We start from the raw sequence: 17,919 nt of genomic DNA on the forward strand, positions 1-17,919 counted from the left end.
ATTAAATCGGATTCTAAAGAGGAATCTAAAAATTTTATACTAGCCAATTTATAAGTCTCGTTCCATATAGTGGAACGGGACTTATTTGTATAGAAATATGGCAGTTTCGATTTTTATATCTAACTATGTGGCTCAATATTGTATTGATGCAGTATACAAGGATTGTTTGAGCAAAATTTTGCCCCGGCTTCTCAATTAATCTATGATGAGAAGACACTTATATTATAATAAAGAATAAAATATGGAAGTAAGTAAGGATCCCTTATCTACGATTTTGGATGTCAATGATCTGGAAGATGATATTCAGCACGTAAATAATCCGATTGTGGGGCTTGAGCCCATCGTAAAAAAATATCTGTCAACAGTAAATGAGTACAGGCAGGAAGGTAATAGTTTTTTCTTTTCTGATGGAAATGCTCAGGTTGAGGTTCGTGTGGTAAGTGATGAAATTATAAGAATCAGACTTGCTCCTCAGGGTGTATTCCTCGAAGAGTTTTCCTACGCCCTAAGCCATACTGAGCAAAAAGTTACAGTTTTCTCATGTGTTGAAGATGAGCATACTTATTGTGTTCAAACGAACACAGTTGCCTGTGTTATAAATAAGAGCGATTTTTTAGTCTCATTTGAAGATATCCATGGTAAATTGGTCAATCAGGATCTGAGTGCCATGCATTGGGAGGAGAATGTTGATTTTGGAGGATATTATGTATACGCCACAAAAAAATGTAATGAGCAAGAAAGCTTTTTCGGATTAGGGGATAAGTCGAGTGATTTCAATCTGCGTGGCAACCGTTATATAAATTGGAATACTGATGCTTATTCATTCGGGAAGGGGCAGGATCCGCTTTACAGAACCATCCCATTTTATATGGGAATTAATGAGGGTATCAGTTACGGTATATTTTTTGATAATACCTTCAAAAGCCATTTTGATTTTGCCTGTCAGGATAAGGACAAAGTAAGTTTTTGGGCTGATGGTGGTGAGATGCAGTATTATTATATTCACGGACCGCATATGATGGATGTGTTAAAGCGCTATCATAGTCTGACGGGAACCCATCAAATGCCTGCAAAATGGACATTGGGTTTTCATCAGTGCCGTTGGAGTTACTATCCTGAAAAGAAGGTAAAAGATATTGCCCGTAATTTCCGGGAGCGCAAAATTCCTTGTGATGCTATATATCTCGATATTGATTACATGGATGGATATCGCTGTTTTACCTGGAACAGAAAATATTTCCCTGATCCGGCAAGGATGATGAAGGAATTGGCTGACGATGGGTTCAAGACAGTGGTTATCATAGATCCTGGAATCAGGGTTGATGAAAACTACAGGATTTTTAAAGAAGGAAAGCAAAATAATTATTTCTGCAGGCGTTGTGATGATTACTTTATGGAAGGGCATGTTTGGCCAGGTAGATGTCAGTTCCCTGATTTTACAAACCCTAAAGTTCGGGAATGGTGGGGAGGCTTGTTTAAGGAGCTGGTTGATGCAGGTGTAGCCGGTGTATGGAACGATATGAATGAACCTGCTGTATTTGGATCAGGTACATTTCCGGTAGATGTACGCCATTATTATGATGGTTTTCATGGATCACATCGCAAAGCCCATAATATTTATGGCATGCAGATGGTACGTTCCACTTATGAAGGCCTTAAAAAACTGCAAAAGAATAAAAGGCCATTTACTATAACCAGGGCAGGTTATTCAGGGGTTCAGCGCTATGCTACTGTATGGACCGGCGATAATGTAGCTTCATGGGAGCATCTTAAAATTGGCATTGTGCAGTGTCAGAGGTTATCTGTTTCCGGAATTTCCTTTTGCGGGACTGATATTGGAGGGTTCAGCGGTGAGCCTGATGGTGAGTTGTTTACACGATGGATACAGATGGGAGTATTTTCACCGTTTATGCGCGCTCACTCAGCAGGAGATACGGCAGAGCGCGAGCCATGGAGTTTTGGACAGGAGTATGAAGATATTAACCGTAAATTTATTGAACTCAGGTACAGATTGCTTCCTTACATTTACTCGGCTTTCTGGGAGCATCACAGGCATAGTTTCCCTATTCTCAGACCATTGGTCATGCAGGAACAGGACAATGTTTTGACTCACAGCATTCAGGATATATTTACTTTTGGAGACAAAATATTAGTCGCTCCGGTTAGTGATCAGGGTGCAACAAGTAAAAATGTGTATTTACCTGCTGGTAAATGGTATGATTACTGGACACATGAACCTTTCGAAGGCGGGCAGGAACATCTGGTATCAGCACCTATAGATTCAATGCCGATTTTTGTAAAGGCAGGCTCTGTTATTCCGGAATCACCCTTAATGCAGTATGTAGGTGAGTATGAGGTTGATGAGCTGATCTTTCAGATTTATTACTCAGACTATGAAGTGAATTCTTTTTATTTTGAGGATCACGACGATACATTTGCCTTCGAGCAGAATATCTACCTGGAGAAAAAGTATGTTGTGAACGGTGATTTCCAATCCATGACTATTGTACAAACTATAGAGGGTTTATACACCCCTCGTTATGAAACCTATGACTTGAAAATTATCGGCTTGCCATTTACCCCTTCGAAGGTTTTGATCGACGGAAGGGAATTTGCTGATAATCTTGAATTTGATGATCTGAAGCGGGTTAGAATAAAGTCAAGTAAGAATTTCAGGAGAATAGAAATCCTGGCCTGATCTATAATGAAATAATTCCTACATTCATGTATTGACTTCAACCTTATTATGGCAAAAAAAGCTAATGCCATTCAGGCTATAAATAAAGAATCTGTATCCACAGACTCATGGTATTCCCGTTTTTCAGATTTTGATATCAGCCTGTTCAGATCAGGCAAGCATTACAGATTATATGAGAAATTTGGTTCTCATGTTGTTGAGCATGCTGGAGTTTCGGGTACTTATTTTGCAGTTTGGGTTCCAAATGCCCGGCAGGTCTTCGTAGAAGGGAATTTTAACGGCTGGAATAAAGCTTCGCATCCCATGCAGGTCAGATGGGATGAATCCGGTATATGGGAAATTTTTATTCCTGGAATCGGAACGGGTGAAGTATACAAGTATTATATACAGTCAAATTCAGGTGAGAGCCTGGAGAAAGCAGATCCCTTCGCATTAAGATGGGAGGAACCTCCATCTACAGCTTCCATTGTCTGGGATACCTGGTACGAGTGGAAAGATGCTGATTGGATGAAATCAAGGTATGCAATTAATGCCCTGAATAAACCCATGTCAGTGTATGAAATGCATTTTGGATCATGGGCCCGAAGTCCTGAATCGCCCGATGAGTTTTTAAGCTATCGCCAAATGGCAGCTAAGCTTATTCCATACCTTTTGGAAACAGGATTCACCCATGTAGAATTTTTGCCTTTAATGGAACATCCGTTCTATCCATCATGGGGTTATCAGATTACCGGATATTTTGCGGCCACATCAAGATATGGAACACCCCAGGATCTGATGTTTTTGATTGAACAATTACACATTGCTGGCATAGGAGTGATTCTAGATTGGGTGCCTTCCCATTTTCCGGGTGATGCGCATGGCCTTTATCGCTTCGATGGAACTCATTTATATGAGCATGAAGATATGAAGAAGGGCTTTCATCCCGACTGGAAATCTTATATATTCAACTATGGCAGGAATGAAGTTAAGTCATTTCTCATAAGTAATGCTATTTTCTGGCTTGACCGTTATCATGCAGATGGCTTGCGTGTAGATGCTGTAGCATCGATGTTATACCTTGATTATTCCAGAAAGGAAGGTGAATGGGCCCCCAATGATTTGGGTGGTCGTGAAAATTTGGAGGCAATAGCTTTTATCAGGGAATTTAATGAGGCTGTTTATTTCAATTTCCCTGATGTTCAGACTATTGCAGAAGAGTCTACTGCATTTAGCGGTGTTAGCAGGCCTACTTTTGTAGGCGGATTGGGTTTTGGGATGAAATGGATGATGGGCTGGATGCATGATACCCTCGATTATTTTGGGAAGGATCCAGTCCATAGGAAATACAAGCACCAGGGGATAACCTTTAGTACTGTTTATGCATTTACTGAGAATTTTATGCTTCCCTTTTCACATGATGAGGTAGTTCATGGCAAGGGTTCATTATTGGACAGGATGCCTGGTGATGAGTGGCAGAAGTTTGCCAATCTGAGGCTTTTATATCTGTACATGTTTACACACCCAGGTACAAAATGCCTTTTTATGGGTTGTGAGTTTGCACAATCTGCTGAATGGAATTTTAATCAATCGCTCGACTGGCATTTGCTTGAATATGCTCCTCATCAGGGCATTAAAGAGACAGTTACTGCACTTAATAAGTTATACCGATCAGAACCTGCCTTATATGATAAGAGTTTTGAGTCTGCCGGTTTTGAATGGATTGAGGGTGGTGATGCCGAAAATTCAGTTCTTGTTTATTCAAGAAAGGGCAATGATTCATCTGACGAACTTCTGATTGTTTTGAATATGACTCCGGTGCCAAGGAAGGCTTGGCGTATCGGACTTCCTGCGGAGGGCCGGTGGAAGATAATATTGAATTCGGATGATTCACACTTATATGGCTCCGGTTTATTTAAGGATCAAAATGTAATATCTGAAGAGATTTTTTGGCATGGAAAAGCCCAATCAGGACTAATGAACCTGCCGCCTTTGGCTGGTCTGGTTTTGAAAAGGGTTAATTAAGAATTGAGGATCTTTTTATTTGAGTTTTCCGGTTACCCGATCCATCATCTCCATCACAATTAGTGCCTCTGAAGCGGAACATGGATTTGGACCCTTGTCCAGGAAATAATTCACAACCTGTTCAATCATAGGTTGTTGAACATGTTGAATTGGAGGGAAATGAAGGTCTGTGGTTTGCCCTTCCAGTGTCAACCGGCATCCATCTGTAAAGATCGGGAATTGTAGAATTCCTTTTGTTCCTTTAATTTCACATAGATCACATTCCATATCTGTTGTAACAGTATAATCCCATATTCCATTGAAGGGCACATGATTTCCGAAAATAATATCTGCAGTCACATAATCATCTGCCTGATAATTCTTCCCCCGGTTAGATGAACTTCCGCTTACTGATATAGGTTTGCCGAAAAAGTAAAGCATCAGATCCAATTGGTGAGGGGCAAGGTCATGAAATAAACCACCACCTGAAATCAAGGGGTTTACTCTCCAGCTATCTGCTACACCTGGAGTAGGAGCCTGGAATAATTTGATTTCTGCGGATAAGATATCACCCAGGGTATTATTTTGAATCAGCCTACGGATTTCTAAAAATCTGGGTTGAGCTCTGCGGTAATGTGCGATGCTGAGCTTACATGAGTATTCTTCAGATGCTTCCAGCATTCTTTGGGCTTCAGAAGAATTCAGAGCCATTGGTTTTTCAACATAAACTGGTTTGCCGGCTTTAAAAGCGGCAATAGTGTATTGCTCGTGTGAATCGGGAGGGGTAGCAATGTAAATGGCATTGATGTCCTGATCATTTATCAGAGCATCAGCGTCAGAGTACCATTTATTTATATGGTGTCTTTTGGCATAGTCTTCCGCCAGTGTTTTATCACGGCGCATAACAGCATCCAATGAAGAATTCGGAACTTTGTTAAATGCTGGTCCACTTTTAACTTCAGTTACATTGCCGCAGCCGATTATACCCCAAACGATTTGATCCATTTTTTCCCTAACGCTGACAGGGTTTTAAACCCTGTCAGCGTTACGAAAATAATTATTTATATTGAAAAAATCTGTAGGCGCTTAATATCAATTAGTAATCGGTATCGCACAAAATAAAAAACCCTGCTTTTAACATATAGCAGGGTCAAGTTAGGTTAGAAAGTTATTCAAATATTATTTTACACTAGCCATGTGCTGAACAAGGTCAATCAGTTTATTGGAATAACCCCATTCATTGTCATACCAGGCCACAACTTTTACGAAGTTATCATTCAGGGCTATGCCTGCTTTTGCATCAAATATTGCAGTACGGGCGTCTCCAATAAAATCAGTAGAGACAACATCTTCTTCTGTATATCCTAAAATTCCTTTCAATTCACCCTCAGAGGCTTTTTTCATTGCCTTTTTGATTTGATCGTATGATGCTGGTTTGTTCAAACGGACAGTCAAGTCTACAACTGAAACATCTGCAACCGGAACACGGAATGACATGCCTGTTAATTTCCCCTTTAATTCAGGAATGACCAAAGTAACAGCTTTAGCCGCACCTGTTGAGGATGGAATGATATTCTGGTAAGCACCTCTACCACCTCTCCAGTCCTTTGCGGATGGTCCATCAACTGTTTTCTGTGTTGCTGTTACGGCATGAACAGTAGTCATTAATCCCTCCAGGATTCCGAATTCGTCATTCAATACCTTTGCAAGAGGGGCAAGGCAGTTTGTGGTACAGGATGCATTGGAGACAATTGTTTGTTCTGCTTTCAGATCTTTGTGATTTACGCCCATTACAAATGTTGGAGTATCATCCTTTGCTGGAGCAGAAAATATAACTTTCTTGGCACCAGCCTGAATATGTTTTTTTGCATCTTCCTGAGTAAGAAAAAAACCTGTTGATTCAATAATAAACTCAGCTCCAACTTCATCCCATTTCAGGTTTGAAGGATCTTTTTCTGCAGTAACCCTGATTTTTTTTCCATTTACTACTAAGTGGCCATCTTCAACAGCAATTGTTCCCTTAAACTTACCATGGGTCGAATCATATTTTAACATATATGCCAAATAATCAGGCTCAACAAGGTCGTTTATCCCAACCACTTCAATACCTTCACGTTCAATTGCGGCTCTGAAAGCCAAACGGCCAATACGGCCAAATCCATTGATTCCAATTTTCATATGCTTATTATTTTGTTTATTAATGGTGATGAACATACCTGCCGTAAGGCATGGCGATCATGATTTGATATACATAACCCTGCGGGTACCGTATAATCAACATAGTTTCATCTTTGATTGTTTTAGCGTTTGTGAATCCACCTGGAAATAACAGGTTTTGAAAATGCTTTAATTGTTGTAATATCCGCATATTCAGGATTAATTATTAATTTTTATTCGAGTAATATTTTAATAAATTATATATAGGTTCTTTAATAACGGAGCTGATTATCAAGTTATTGTTTTGGGCCGCTTCATGCAGGTAATCCTCAAATCCCGCCGCTATTGTTCCAATCATGTGAAATGGAACATTTGGGTATTGTAGTTTAAGAGGCATAAAGTAGGTTTTGAAATAAGTGTCAAAACCGGTTATTACCAGTTCTTTCACAAAGTTATCCTCTCTATTTTCCATTAGAAAATCAGCGAAGGAGCTCAGGAATAATGAGGTTTGGGCTTGTCTGTATACTTTGTCGAGTATCTGAGTTCTGTCGAGGTCAAATTTCTTTTTGAATTTGAATTCGAATTCATCAGGAAGAAGATCATTTAAATATGACTTAAGCAATTTGCGTCCCAACCAGTTGGAAGATCCTTCATCTCCTAATATGTATCCCAGGCCGTAATTATTCTCTATTATTTTTTTACCATCAAAGTAAGCAGCATTCGAACCACTTCCCATTATTCCCAGTATTCCGGGTTCATCCCCGCTTGCCGCAAGTGCCGCTGCTTTCAGGTCATGGTCTACAATAACCTTACTGAATCTGAAGAAACGGCTTAGGGCATTCGCTACAATTTCCCTGCGCTCATTTGATGATGCACCTGCCCCGAAAAAATAAACCCATTTAATTTTCTCGGCATTGTTTATTAAGTGGATATTCTTATTGAGGAATTGTGTAATATAGTTTTCATCATTAAAAAACGGATTGATTCCAGGGGTCTTGAATTCTGAAATTGTCTTCCCTTTTTCAGCCAGTTTCCAATCGGCATGCTTTGATCCACTATAAACTACTGCAATCATATATCAAATAGATAATACATTCACCATTTCCATTAAATCCTCCTCAAGTTTAAAATGAGTGAAATTTAATGCTTCCCCGAGGGGTGTCATCACAACTGAATTTCCCCGCAGTCCCACCATTTTCCGGTTATTTCCAGCGATCAACCCTTTGACTGCTGCAAAGCCTAAGCGACTGGCCAGAACCCGGTCAAAACTGCTCGGACTGCCCCCGCGTTGCAAGTGCCCTAATATAGTGACTTTGACGTCGTAAAAATCAAATTTTTCTGTAACACGTTTAGCAAGCTGATAGGCACCACCACTTTTATCTCCTTCGGCTACTATCACAATACTGGATGTTTTTTTGTTTCTGGCATCGAGCGATAACTTTTCGATGAGTTCATCAATAGCAGTTTCACGTTCTGGTAAAAGAACAGCCTCAGCTCCCCCCGCAATTCCTGAGCGTAAAGCAATGCACCCTGAATCGCGCCCCATTACCTCTACAAAAAACAACCGGTTATGAGATGCAGCCGTATCTCTGATCTTGTCAATGGCTTCAATAACCGTATTGGTTGCAGTATCGAACCCAAGGGTGAAATCAGAACCATAAAGATCATTGTCTATTGTTCCGGGAATACACATGATGGGTATACCGAACCGTGTAGAAAGACGTTCTGCACCTCTGGCTGTTCCATCACCCCCTATCGCAATAAGGGCATCAATGCCGTGTGCTTTCAGGTTATTATATGCCTTTTCTGTTCCCTCATCAGTAATAAATTCTGTGCAACGTGCTGTTTTTAGGATGGTTCCCCCCAAATGGATAATATTGCCTACTGAGCGGGCGTCCATGTCCCAGAAATCACTTTCTAACATTCCCTGATATCCCTTTCGGATTCCTACTACCGCAAGCCCCATGAATACCGAGGTACGCACAACCGCTCTGATGCATGCATTCATACCGGGTGCATCACCTCCCGAAGTAAATACGCCTATTTTTCTTATTCCCGACAAATCTGATTATCTATATATATATGCGAATATAATGTGTATTTTTTACACTAAGTAATATTTGAATATTTTTTCACACTTTAATGACTAAACCTTATATATTTAGTTTTTAAATTTTGCATTTTGGGAACAATCCTGCCTAAGTTCGATTCAGTTTTTTCAATTGATTGTGTAATATTTGGTTTTGATGAAGGGGAATTGAAGATTCTTCTGATTGAACGAAATGAAGAACCGTTCAAAAACTGGTGGGCATTGCCCGGATATATTGTAGAGCAGGATGAAAGTATTGACCATGCAGCTGAACGTATTCTTTATGAACTAACAGGGCTAAGGGGAATCTATATGGATCAGTTTTACACCTTTGGGGATGTAAACCGGCACCCCCAGGGAAGGGTAATTACAGTTGCCTATTATGCAATGATTAGATTAAGTGGAAGTAAGGAGCTTAAACCCGTCAGTAATTATGCATCTAAAGCAGTTTGGATTCCGGTAAATGATTTGCCAAAACTGGCCTTTGACCATGAGAAGATCTTTTCCAAAGGTTTTGAAAAAATCAGACACAAAATTAGTTATCAGCCCATCGCATTCGAATTGCTACCTGAGAAATTTACTCTGACCCAGCTTCAGCATCTCTATGAAGTAATACTAAATAAGAAGCTGGATAAACGGAATTTCAGAAAAAAGATGCTTAATTATGGTATTCTCAAAGAGCTTGATGAGAAGCAGAAAGGTGTATCCTACAGAGCAGCTAAACTCTATAAATTTGATAAACGAAAATATACCAAACTGTTCCAGAAGGAAATTACGTTTGGTAAGTGATTGCGGATCGGAGTCCGCAATGCCAGGGGGGGGGTATTTAATCAGGGTTTTTGCGAAAAATGTTTCGGGATTTTATTATTTACAAGCTTAAACCATAAAGGTGGAATCAGGGCTGGTAAGATCATACTCGCATATCCGCCGGGAAGAACCGGACTATCAGGATACGACAAAAGTTGATTAAATGGTTTTGACGCATGAAAATGATGGTCTGAATGTCGGCTGAGGTCGATGAGCAGAAAACGACTGATTAGTTTATCACTTTGCCAGGAATGTTTTTCATTCACGCGTTCATTGTCCATCCTGCTCAAACCATAGTGTTCAATGTAGTTTGTATATTCCAGTAAAAGATTTGCAAAAATGGCCTGAAGCACAAGCGCAGCGGATACTTCCCAACCCCAAACAATCATACTAAGTAACAGGATGCCAAGGTAGCCTGATATACAACTAATCAGGTAATTGTTAAATCCGTATGGATTAAGTTTATTTATTTTACAGCGCTGTATTTCCATTTGCATGGATTGATTCATTTGTCCGCTAATGGATCGTCCAACAAAATGATAATAGTTCTCCCCAAATTTTGCCGTTACCGGATCCTGGTCAGTACCAACGTATTTATGGTGAATACGCAGGTGATGTATATAGAAATAGGGGTTGAAAACTGTGAATAAAAGAAAGCGACCTGCAAAATTCCAAATCTTGTGCTTTCTGTGAATCAATTCATGAGCTACAACAATTGCCAGAGTACCTGAGGAGCCTCCCGTTGAAAGTGCAGCAGTAATTATCCAGTAACCACTGATAATTCCTGTTGAAATTCCATAAATAAGACTTAAAAGTGCTGAAATTTGACCTGCAACCGATAAAAACATTAAGGTGTCAGGAAGTTCATCCTCTATCCAATCATCGTTTGTATGGTCTTCCGGAAGCAATATCTCAGCAATTCCAAGTACAATAAAAGAGAAGGTAAAATTCAAAAGTGTAAACCATCCGCCCGAAAGATTTCCAAATATGACCAGTATAACCGGAATCAGATTTAAAAAATATTTCCAGTTTCTGAATGATCTGCCAGTTCTCTTAACTTTAGTATGCATTTTTTGATTTTAGGGTTTGGCAGTAAATATCAAAAAATAAATCCCTGAATCTTATCAGCTGACATCAGATGAATTATGCCTAATACTGCAAATGGGATTGCAAATATTACTCTTAATAAAACGTGTGACAGAATTTGATTCATTTTTTTAGGATAAGGTTTAGAATTTAATTCATTTCTATACCCAATTTACTAATTATCAATGAATTTGAGGTTTTTTATTCCTGCCTGAAAAAAGTATCATCAAAATTGCACCGGAGGCTATTAATGCCCAGCCAATCCATCGGTACTGGATCATTCTGCCTGCAACAGCTGCCAGCTTTTTCAATGGAATGAAATTAAAATAATTGCTTACCTTAAAAAATACAGCCCCGAATGTAAAGGTAAGGACCAATAGCAAAGTCAATCCGCAAAAACGTAACAAACCTCTTTTATTTCCAGATGCCGCTATTAGTGAAAGTATTGCAAGTGAATAGACAATCGAAGCTAATACCGTATCAAGATCCCAATAATTCCAGTTACCGATAATTGGGATATGCAGCATCGGCATCATACCACCTGCAATAACCAGAAGAGAACCAAGGATTCCGATGTAGTTTTTCCAAGTCATGGCATTTTGAATTAGCCTTTTAGTGCTGATTGTGGATTGTTTCCTTCGGTCAGCTCCATTTTTTCTGCAAAATGAGCACAATAATCCCGAAGGTCTTCTACAATTGCTTCTTCTCCGGTAGCACGTAAAAAACTGTCACCCATAGTCTGTAGTGTCTCATAGAAAAATCGCTTCATTTCATCAACCGGCATATCTTTGGTCCAAAGGTCAATACGCAGGGAGTTCTTATAGTTATGATCCCATAAAGCAAGCATCATTGATTTAACAGGTAGCGCTTCCTTGTTCTGTGAGTCTGTAGATTCCCAAAGAATATTTTCAGGTACATTTTGCCCGTCTAGTTCTATGGTAAGTTTTATTTCGGCTTTTTTCATTCTTGAGTTGTAAGTTATAAGTTATAAGTAATTTTTGTGCCAGCCCCAATGAGGTGCTAATTATGGGATTGTATTTTTCTGCGTTTATATTTTAACAGTTACCCGTTACCTGTTGCCTGTGATCGAATAGTTCATTGTTTATCAGGTTTTAAAAGCCGGTCTCTTCATTCTCAATTCTCAACTGTCAATTGTCAACTGAAAATATACAATTTAATCAATACCATCAAAACAGCCACAAAGATGAGAAATAGAATTTCAATTAACCAAATCCGTTTTAGCTCTGAGATAAACCTACGGAATACCTGATCCGTGATAAAACTAAGAATGAGCAGTATAATTAAGGGAATGCTACCTAAGTGACGAAATCCGTTTTCATCCGGAAAGAGGATCAGGTATACAATGCTTACAAGTAAGAGGGATGAAACTATATTTAGCGGAGTTAAACGCAGCTTCATTTTTTCCTGTCTTTTTTGTGAACAGAGTCAAATTTGACACTTTTCTTCCTTCGGGCAGCACCGGGTTTGTTATTTCTAACTTTTGCTGTAGGTTCTCCCTTTACTGATTTTACCCCTTTCGAATTTTTAGCCTTTTTCTCATGGAAGGCTCCTTTAAATTCGGGATCATCCCTTCGTTTTTGCAGATCAATTTCCCGGGCAATATTCTGACGTTCTTCATATGGTGTATCATCAATGAATACATTTTCGGGCATTTCAGATATAGGAATGGTCTGCCGGATCAGTTTTTCAATCTTTTCGACGTAATATTCCTCCGAAGGGCTGCAAAAAGTGATCGCATCGCCCGTTTGAAGAGCACGACCGGTACGTCCGATCCGGTGAACATAATCTTCAATGATAATCGGAACATCAAAATTGATGACATGGCTCACATTACTGACATCCAGTCCGCGGGAAGCCACATCAGTTGCAACCAGAATCCTGATTTCACCTTCCTTAAAGGCATTGATCGAATTAATCCGGGTGTTTTGTCCCTTATTGGCATGGATAACCCTAACCTGGTCAACTCCATATCGCCGTTCTAGGAAATGAAAAATATTATCTGCTACCGTTTTTGTTTTACAGAAAACAATAAGACGGGTAAAGTCCTCTGTATCCTTGAGCAAATGCTGAAGCAGGTTTAGCTTGGTTTTCAGATTTGGAACTTTGTACAAAACCTGGCTTACAGTTGCTGCAGGAGTCGCCTGCTCTGCTACTTCAATCACCGTGGGATGTTTCAGAAAATCACCCGAGATCTTATGGACTAATTCACTCATAGTAGCCGAAAACAGCAGGTTCTGACGTTTTCTTGGCACCACTTCCAGAATACGGTGTATGGAACCAATAAATCCCATGTCCATCATTTTATCGGCTTCATCCATCACCAGAAATTTCAAATTTTGGGTGTTGATGTTTCCTTCCAGATATAAATCCAGAAATCGGCCCGGGGTTGATATGATAATATCCACTCCCTTTTTCAATTCAGAGATCTGGGTTTTAGGACCTAATCCCCCATAAAGCACAACAGTCCGCAGATCAGTATATTTAGCAAATGTTTTCACATTTTCTTCGATCTGCATTGCCAGTTCACGGGTAGGGGCGATAATCAAAGCCCTGGGATCATTTCCCTGAGCATATTTCAACTTCATCAGAATTGGCAATACAAAAGCAGCGGTTTTACCGGTTCCGGTTTGTGCGATCCCCATAATATCCTGTCCGGATAAGATAGGCATGATCGCTTTTTCCTGTATTGGTGTTGGCAGTGTGTAACCTGCATCCGCAACAGCATTCAGTATTTGCCTGTTCAGCTTGAAATCTTCGAAGGATAATGACATTCTGCAAAGGTAGGGATTTGGAATTTAGATTAGGACTTACAGTGTATAGTTGTCCGTTGTCAGTTGCCTGATGTCTGAAAATACTGCCAATTTCACATCAATGATGCATGTCCTTAATCCTTGTTCCTTATTCTTTGCTCCATTAATATATTAATTCTAAAATTCAATATTTATTTATCCAAATGCTGACAAACAACTAAAGAAAATTATTCCGAAATTCGCATATGCTTCTAATCTAAACCTCATATAATGTCCTCAATAATCATCAAATCTGCTACAATTGTTAACGAAGGCCGGACATTTATTGGCGATGTTTTCATTAAAGACGGGCTCATTGAACAGATCGGGTCAAGCCTGAATTTGGCAGCGGATAAGGTAATCAATGCCGAAGGTTTGCACCTTTTCCCGGGATGTATTGATGATCAGGTTCATTTCAGGGAGCCAGGATTAACCCATAAAGCCGATATTTTTACTGAGAGCAGGGCGGCAATAGCCGGCGGGATAACCTCCTTCATGGAGATGCCCAATACGGTGCCCAATACCCTGACACAACAATTGCTTGAAGATAAATATCAAATCGCAGCGAAAACCTCCGCAGGTAATTATTCTTTCTTTATGGGAGCAGGGAATGATAACCTTGATGAAGTGTTAAAAACAGATCCCAAAAATGTCTGTGGAATCAAAGTTTTTATGGGGTCTTCAACAGGTAATATGTTGGTGGATAATGAAAAGACTTTGGATGGGATCTTTAGCCGGACACCCATGCTGGTCGCAACTCATTGTGAAGATGAGGCTACCATCCGGGCAAATGCAGAGCGTTTCAAACTTCAATATGGAGATAATTTAACACCCGAAATGCATCCGCTGATCCGAAATGCTGAAGCTTGTTTTATTTCAAGCTCTTTAGCTGTCGGACTTGCAAAAAAGTACAATACCCGTTTGCATATTCTACACATTTCTACCGCAATAGAGACTTCTCTTTTTGATAATTCGATTCCTCTCGAAAAAAAGAGGATTACCTCTGAAGCCTGTATTCATCACTTGTGGTTTTCAGATGCCGATTATGCTAAAAAAGGAAATTGGATCAAATGGAACCCGGCTATAAAAACTGCTGCCGACCGGGATGAAATATTTAAAGCGGTATTGGATGATCGGATTGATGTTATAGCCACAGATCATGCACCGCATACCATTGAAGAAAAATCACAGCCTTATTCCACAGCACCATCCGGCGGACCATTAGTGCAGCATGCATTGGTAGCCATGCTGGAATTTTACAAGCAGGGTAAAATTTCTCTGGAGAAAATTGTTGAAAAAATGGCTCATAGTCCGGCAATCTGTTTTCAGGTTGAGAATCGCGGATTTATCCGTGAAGGCTATTGGGCCGATCTGGTATTAGTTGATCTCAATAAGCGATCAACTGTGAGCAGAGCAAATGTGCTTTCTAAATGTGGCTGGAGCCCATTCGAGGGACAAACATTTGCTTCTACAGTTATAAGTACTATAATATCCGGGAACCTGGTGTACGATAACGGCAAAATATTTGATGGGGTGTATGGAAAAAGGTTGGTGTTTAACCGATAAGTTTAGGCTGACAGGGTTTTAAAACCCTGTCAGCCTAAACTTAGCCTTTTTCTCTTAAAAACATAATGAAATCACTTGCCGACTGGTCGGTATAGCCCACATGCCTTAGAATACACATCACTTGTCCACGGTGAAAAGTTGAATGATTCATGCAATGAAGGATGATTTCCGCATTGTTCTGGCTAAAAGTTTTTCCCTTTAAATTGATATACTCTGTACTGGAAAGAAAGAATTCATCATCCTTTCCTGAAATCAGTTCAATAAAATCTGCCGAATTGGTTCTGATTGTTGCACAAATATTGGCAAAGCTTCCGGCAACATCCAGATTATGCATATGGGGAATATTTTTTCCGTTCAGGCGGGCCAGCCAGGTTTGCTCAGCATCTGCAATATGTAGGATTACATTTTTGATGGTCTGATATTCCGCTTTTTTATTATCAACGATACCAGGCTCATCAACCCCTGACAGATAATTGCACATTTTCTCATTCGCCCAATGATTGTATTGCAGGTAATTTAATAGAAGTGATTTCATATTCGATAGGTTATTTTAAAAATACGATTATTTAAATAATAAAAGCCCCATGCATTCTTAAAAACTAATCAGATTGTAATAAAATGCCAAATTGGAGCTAATAGTTCCTTATTGTGGCTAAACTGCATACCTTTGCGCCTTGTTGAAAGCAATTATGGCTAAAGTTTCTATTAATATTGCAACCGGTTCTGTTCAGAAAGAGGAAATAATTGTTGGGATTGACCTTGGAACAACAAATAGTCTTGTCGCATTTATTAATCCTGAAGGTAATCCACAGGTAATAAATGATACGGGTAAGGGTGTGCTCGTACCATCAGTAGTTCATTTCCCGTCTGAGGGTGGACTTATAGTTGGAAATGAAGCGAAGGAGTTTTTAATTTCGGATCCTCAAAATACAATCTTTTCAGTAAAACGGCTTCTAGGTCGCTCGTTTAAAGATATTCAGCAGCATAGCGATTTATTCTCCTATAAAATTATTGACGACGACAGTGAAAGTCTGGTTAAGATTAAGGCAGGAGACAAATATTTTACCCCGATTGAACTGTCAGGAATGATCCTGAAGGAGTTAAAGGAAAGAGCTGAGCATGCTTTAAAAACCACAGTTAACCGTGCGGTGATTACTGTTCCGGCTTATTTTAATGATAGCCAGCGTCAGGCAACCCGCGATGCAGGTAAACTCGCCGGACTGGATGTATTACGCATCGTTAATGAACCAACAGCCGCAAGTCTGGCCTATGGTATCGGCCTTGATCCGGAAGAAGAAAAAATCATTGCGGTCTATGATTTGGGTGGTGGCACATTCGATGTTTCTATTTTAAAAATACAGAACGGAATTTTTGAAGTTCTTTCAACCAATGGAGATACGTTTTTAGGGGGAGATGATTTTGATCGGGCAATTGTCAATTACTGGATAGAGCAGAATGAGTTGGGAGACAGGGCAAAGGATTCTTCAATTAGTCAGGCGCTGCGTTTGAAAGCCGAAGAGGCAAAAAAAGCACTCACTACTCAGAATATCTTTAATGATGTTGTTGAGAACATACCTTGTGCCATTACAAAACAGAAATTTGAAGAGCTAATTCTTTCCCGTGTTGAGCAAACCATAACTTGCTGTCGTAATGCTTTAAAAGATGCAGGCCTCAGTATAGCAGATATTCAGGAAGTTGTTATGGTTGGGGGCTCCACCCGTACACCACTGGTAAAACAGAAGGTTGCCGAATTTTTTGAGAAGGAGGTTCATGATCAGATTAATCCGGATGAGGTTGTGGCATTAGGTGCTGCGATACAGTCGGATATCCTCGCCGGAAATAGAAAAGATATCTTACTGTTGGATGTTACCCCACTTTCATTGGGGATTGAAACCATGGGAGGACTCATGGATGTGATCATCCCAAGAAACGCAAAAGTACCCGCTAAAGCAGGAAGACAATATACTACTTCCATTGACGGTCAAATCAATATGAAAATTTCTGTTTTTCAGGGTGAGCGGGATCTTGTAACTGAGAACCGGAAGCTGGCCGAATTTGACCTGAAAGGAATTCCCGCAATGCCTGCAGGTTTTCCAAAGGTGGATATTAATTTCAGATTAAATGCAGATGGAATCCTTAAGGTTGAGGCAGTTGAATTGCGTTCAGGTGTAAAACAGGAGGTTGAAGTGAAACCTAGCTATGGGCTTACAGATGAACAGGTAGAGAAAATGCTGATTGACAGTATTGAAAATGCTAAGGATGATGTAAGCCGGAGAATGCTGATAGAAGCCCGTACCGAGGGAGATCAAATGGTTTATACTGTAGAACGCTTTTTGAAAAAAAATACTGAACAGGTTTCTGAACAGGAAAAAGAGGATACACTAAAATTAATCGGGATACTCAAATCAGCTCTGGGTTCAGGGGATAAAGACCTGATCCATAAAAGTATTGATGAGCTCAATGAATTTACCCGGCCATTTGCTGAGAGACTGATGAATACTGCAATTTCTTCTGCAATGAAGGGGAAAGCGATAGAGTAGTTTTCTTAGTTCTTAGTTATTTGTTAAATTTTAGGATGATTTTGTATTAGTCAAATCCTTGATTACAAAATTTTAAATGAACCAGGATTCAGTCTTGATTTTTGATACTCTAAAGTTGTCAGTTGTCTGATGGCAGATTTCAGAGGTCTGATTTCAGAGGTCTGATGAAATACTGCTAGTTTG

General features: G+C 39.8%; 14 protein-coding genes. 5 read left to right on the forward strand and 9 right to left on the reverse strand.

Annotated elements, in window-relative coordinates; all coding sequences use genetic code 11:
* Positions 1-241 precede the first annotated feature (241 nt).
* Positions 242-2,698 carry a TIM-barrel domain-containing protein gene (locus tag Q8S11_RS11070; protein WP_305662156.1) on the forward strand — a complete coding sequence of 819 codons (2,457 nt, stop codon included), beginning with the start codon at positions 242-244 and terminating at the stop codon, positions 2,696-2,698.
* 48 nt (positions 2,699-2,746) lie between these two features.
* Entirely contained in the window at positions 2,747-4,702 is a 1,956-nt protein-coding gene (glgB, locus tag Q8S11_RS11075; protein ID WP_305662157.1) for a 1,4-alpha-glucan branching protein GlgB, read from the forward strand.
* A 15-nt stretch (positions 4,703-4,717) separates the two neighbouring features.
* On the opposite strand, the gene Q8S11_RS11080 is transcribed toward glgB, so the two are convergent.
* The 4 genes from Q8S11_RS11080 to pfkA all read right to left on the reverse strand — a co-directional run bounded on the left by Q8S11_RS11080 (position 4,718) and on the right by pfkA (position 8,900).
* Entirely contained in the window at positions 4,718-5,686 is a 969-nt protein-coding gene (locus Q8S11_RS11080; protein ID WP_305662158.1) for a Gfo/Idh/MocA family protein, read from the reverse strand.
* Positions 5,687-5,860: 174 nt separating this feature from the next.
* On the reverse strand, positions 5,861-6,859 hold the full coding sequence (gene gap, locus Q8S11_RS11085) for a type I glyceraldehyde-3-phosphate dehydrogenase (protein ID WP_305662159.1): 999 nt from the start codon (positions 6,857-6,859) through the stop codon (positions 5,861-5,863).
* Positions 6,860-7,064: 205 nt separating this feature from the next.
* Positions 7,065-7,913 (reverse strand): hypothetical protein, encoded by an 849-nt coding sequence (locus Q8S11_RS11090; protein WP_305662160.1) that lies wholly within the window; start codon positions 7,911-7,913, stop codon positions 7,065-7,067.
* A 3-nt stretch (positions 7,914-7,916) separates the two neighbouring features.
* A complete protein-coding gene (gene pfkA / locus Q8S11_RS11095) occupies positions 7,917-8,900 on the reverse strand; it encodes a 6-phosphofructokinase (protein ID WP_305662161.1) in 984 nt (327 codons plus the stop codon).
* Between the two features lie 120 nt (positions 8,901-9,020).
* On the opposite strand from pfkA, the gene Q8S11_RS11100 reads away from it, so the two are divergent.
* Complete coding sequence (locus Q8S11_RS11100) at positions 9,021-9,716, forward strand: NUDIX domain-containing protein (protein ID WP_305662162.1); 696 nt, start codon at positions 9,021-9,023, stop codon at positions 9,714-9,716.
* Positions 9,717-9,757: 41 nt separating this feature from the next.
* Here the strand turns inward: Q8S11_RS11100 and Q8S11_RS11105 are convergent, their stop codons facing one another.
* The 4 genes from Q8S11_RS11105 to Q8S11_RS11120 all read right to left on the reverse strand — a co-directional run bounded on the left by Q8S11_RS11105 (position 9,758) and on the right by Q8S11_RS11120 (position 13,612).
* Positions 9,758-10,804 (reverse strand): alkane 1-monooxygenase, encoded by a 1,047-nt coding sequence (locus tag Q8S11_RS11105; RefSeq protein ID WP_305662163.1) that lies wholly within the window; start codon positions 10,802-10,804, stop codon positions 9,758-9,760.
* 198 nt (positions 10,805-11,002) lie between these two features.
* Positions 11,003-11,413 carry a hypothetical protein gene (locus Q8S11_RS11110; protein ID WP_305662164.1) on the reverse strand — a complete coding sequence of 137 codons (411 nt, stop codon included), beginning with the start codon at positions 11,411-11,413 and terminating at the stop codon, positions 11,003-11,005.
* 11 nt (positions 11,414-11,424) lie between these two features.
* Complete coding sequence (gldC, locus tag Q8S11_RS11115) at positions 11,425-11,784, reverse strand: gliding motility protein GldC (RefSeq protein WP_305662165.1); 360 nt, start codon at positions 11,782-11,784, stop codon at positions 11,425-11,427.
* Between the two features lie 451 nt (positions 11,785-12,235).
* Positions 12,236-13,612: a DEAD/DEAH box helicase gene (locus tag Q8S11_RS11120; protein WP_305662166.1), complete on the reverse strand. Its 1,377-nt coding sequence runs from the start codon at positions 13,610-13,612 to the stop codon at positions 12,236-12,238.
* Positions 13,613-13,861: 249 nt separating this feature from the next.
* On the opposite strand from Q8S11_RS11120, the gene Q8S11_RS11125 reads away from it, so the two are divergent.
* Positions 13,862-15,196 (forward strand): dihydroorotase, encoded by a 1,335-nt coding sequence (locus tag Q8S11_RS11125; protein WP_305662167.1) that lies wholly within the window; start codon positions 13,862-13,864, stop codon positions 15,194-15,196.
* Between the two features lie 40 nt (positions 15,197-15,236).
* Here the strand turns inward: Q8S11_RS11125 and Q8S11_RS11130 are convergent, their stop codons facing one another.
* On the reverse strand, positions 15,237-15,731 hold the full coding sequence (locus tag Q8S11_RS11130; protein WP_305662168.1) for a DinB family protein: 495 nt from the start codon (positions 15,729-15,731) through the stop codon (positions 15,237-15,239).
* Between the two features lie 154 nt (positions 15,732-15,885).
* Between Q8S11_RS11130 and hscA the strand changes: the two genes are divergently transcribed.
* On the forward strand, positions 15,886-17,736 hold the full coding sequence (hscA, locus tag Q8S11_RS11135) for a Fe-S protein assembly chaperone HscA (protein ID WP_305662169.1): 1,851 nt from the start codon (positions 15,886-15,888) through the stop codon (positions 17,734-17,736).
* Positions 17,737-17,919 lie beyond the last annotated feature (183 nt).

Origin of the sequence: Daejeonella sp. (genome assembly GCF_030695525.1) — a bacterium.
In the GTDB taxonomy this organism is placed as follows: domain Bacteria; phylum Bacteroidota; class Bacteroidia; order Sphingobacteriales; family Sphingobacteriaceae; genus Daejeonella.

Coding starts and splice junctions, on each gene's coding strand:
- Q8S11_RS11105 (WP_305662163.1), bottom strand. CDS start 10,804: ATGCATACTAAAGTTAAGAGAACTGGCAGATCATTCAGAAACTGGAAA.
- glgB (WP_305662157.1), top strand. CDS start 2,747: ATGGCAAAAAAAGCTAATGCCATTCAGGCTATAAATAAAGAATCTGTA.
- gldC (WP_305662165.1), bottom strand. CDS start 11,784: ATGAAAAAAGCCGAAATAAAACTTACCATAGAACTAGACGGGCAAAAT.
- Q8S11_RS11090 (WP_305662160.1), bottom strand. CDS start 7,913: ATGATTGCAGTAGTTTATAGTGGATCAAAGCATGCCGATTGGAAACTG.
- Q8S11_RS11070 (WP_305662156.1), top strand. CDS start 242: ATGGAAGTAAGTAAGGATCCCTTATCTACGATTTTGGATGTCAATGAT.
- Q8S11_RS11110 (WP_305662164.1), bottom strand. CDS start 11,413: ATGACTTGGAAAAACTACATCGGAATCCTTGGTTCTCTTCTGGTTATT.
- hscA (WP_305662169.1), top strand. CDS start 15,886: ATGGCTAAAGTTTCTATTAATATTGCAACCGGTTCTGTTCAGAAAGAG.
- Q8S11_RS11130 (WP_305662168.1), bottom strand. CDS start 15,731: ATGAAATCACTTCTATTAAATTACCTGCAATACAATCATTGGGCGAAT.
- Q8S11_RS11125 (WP_305662167.1), top strand. CDS start 13,862: ATGTCCTCAATAATCATCAAATCTGCTACAATTGTTAACGAAGGCCGG.
- gap (WP_305662159.1), bottom strand. CDS start 6,859: ATGAAAATTGGAATCAATGGATTTGGCCGTATTGGCCGTTTGGCTTTC.
- Q8S11_RS11120 (WP_305662166.1), bottom strand. CDS start 13,612: ATGTCATTATCCTTCGAAGATTTCAAGCTGAACAGGCAAATACTGAAT.
- Q8S11_RS11080 (WP_305662158.1), bottom strand. CDS start 5,686: ATGGATCAAATCGTTTGGGGTATAATCGGCTGCGGCAATGTAACTGAA.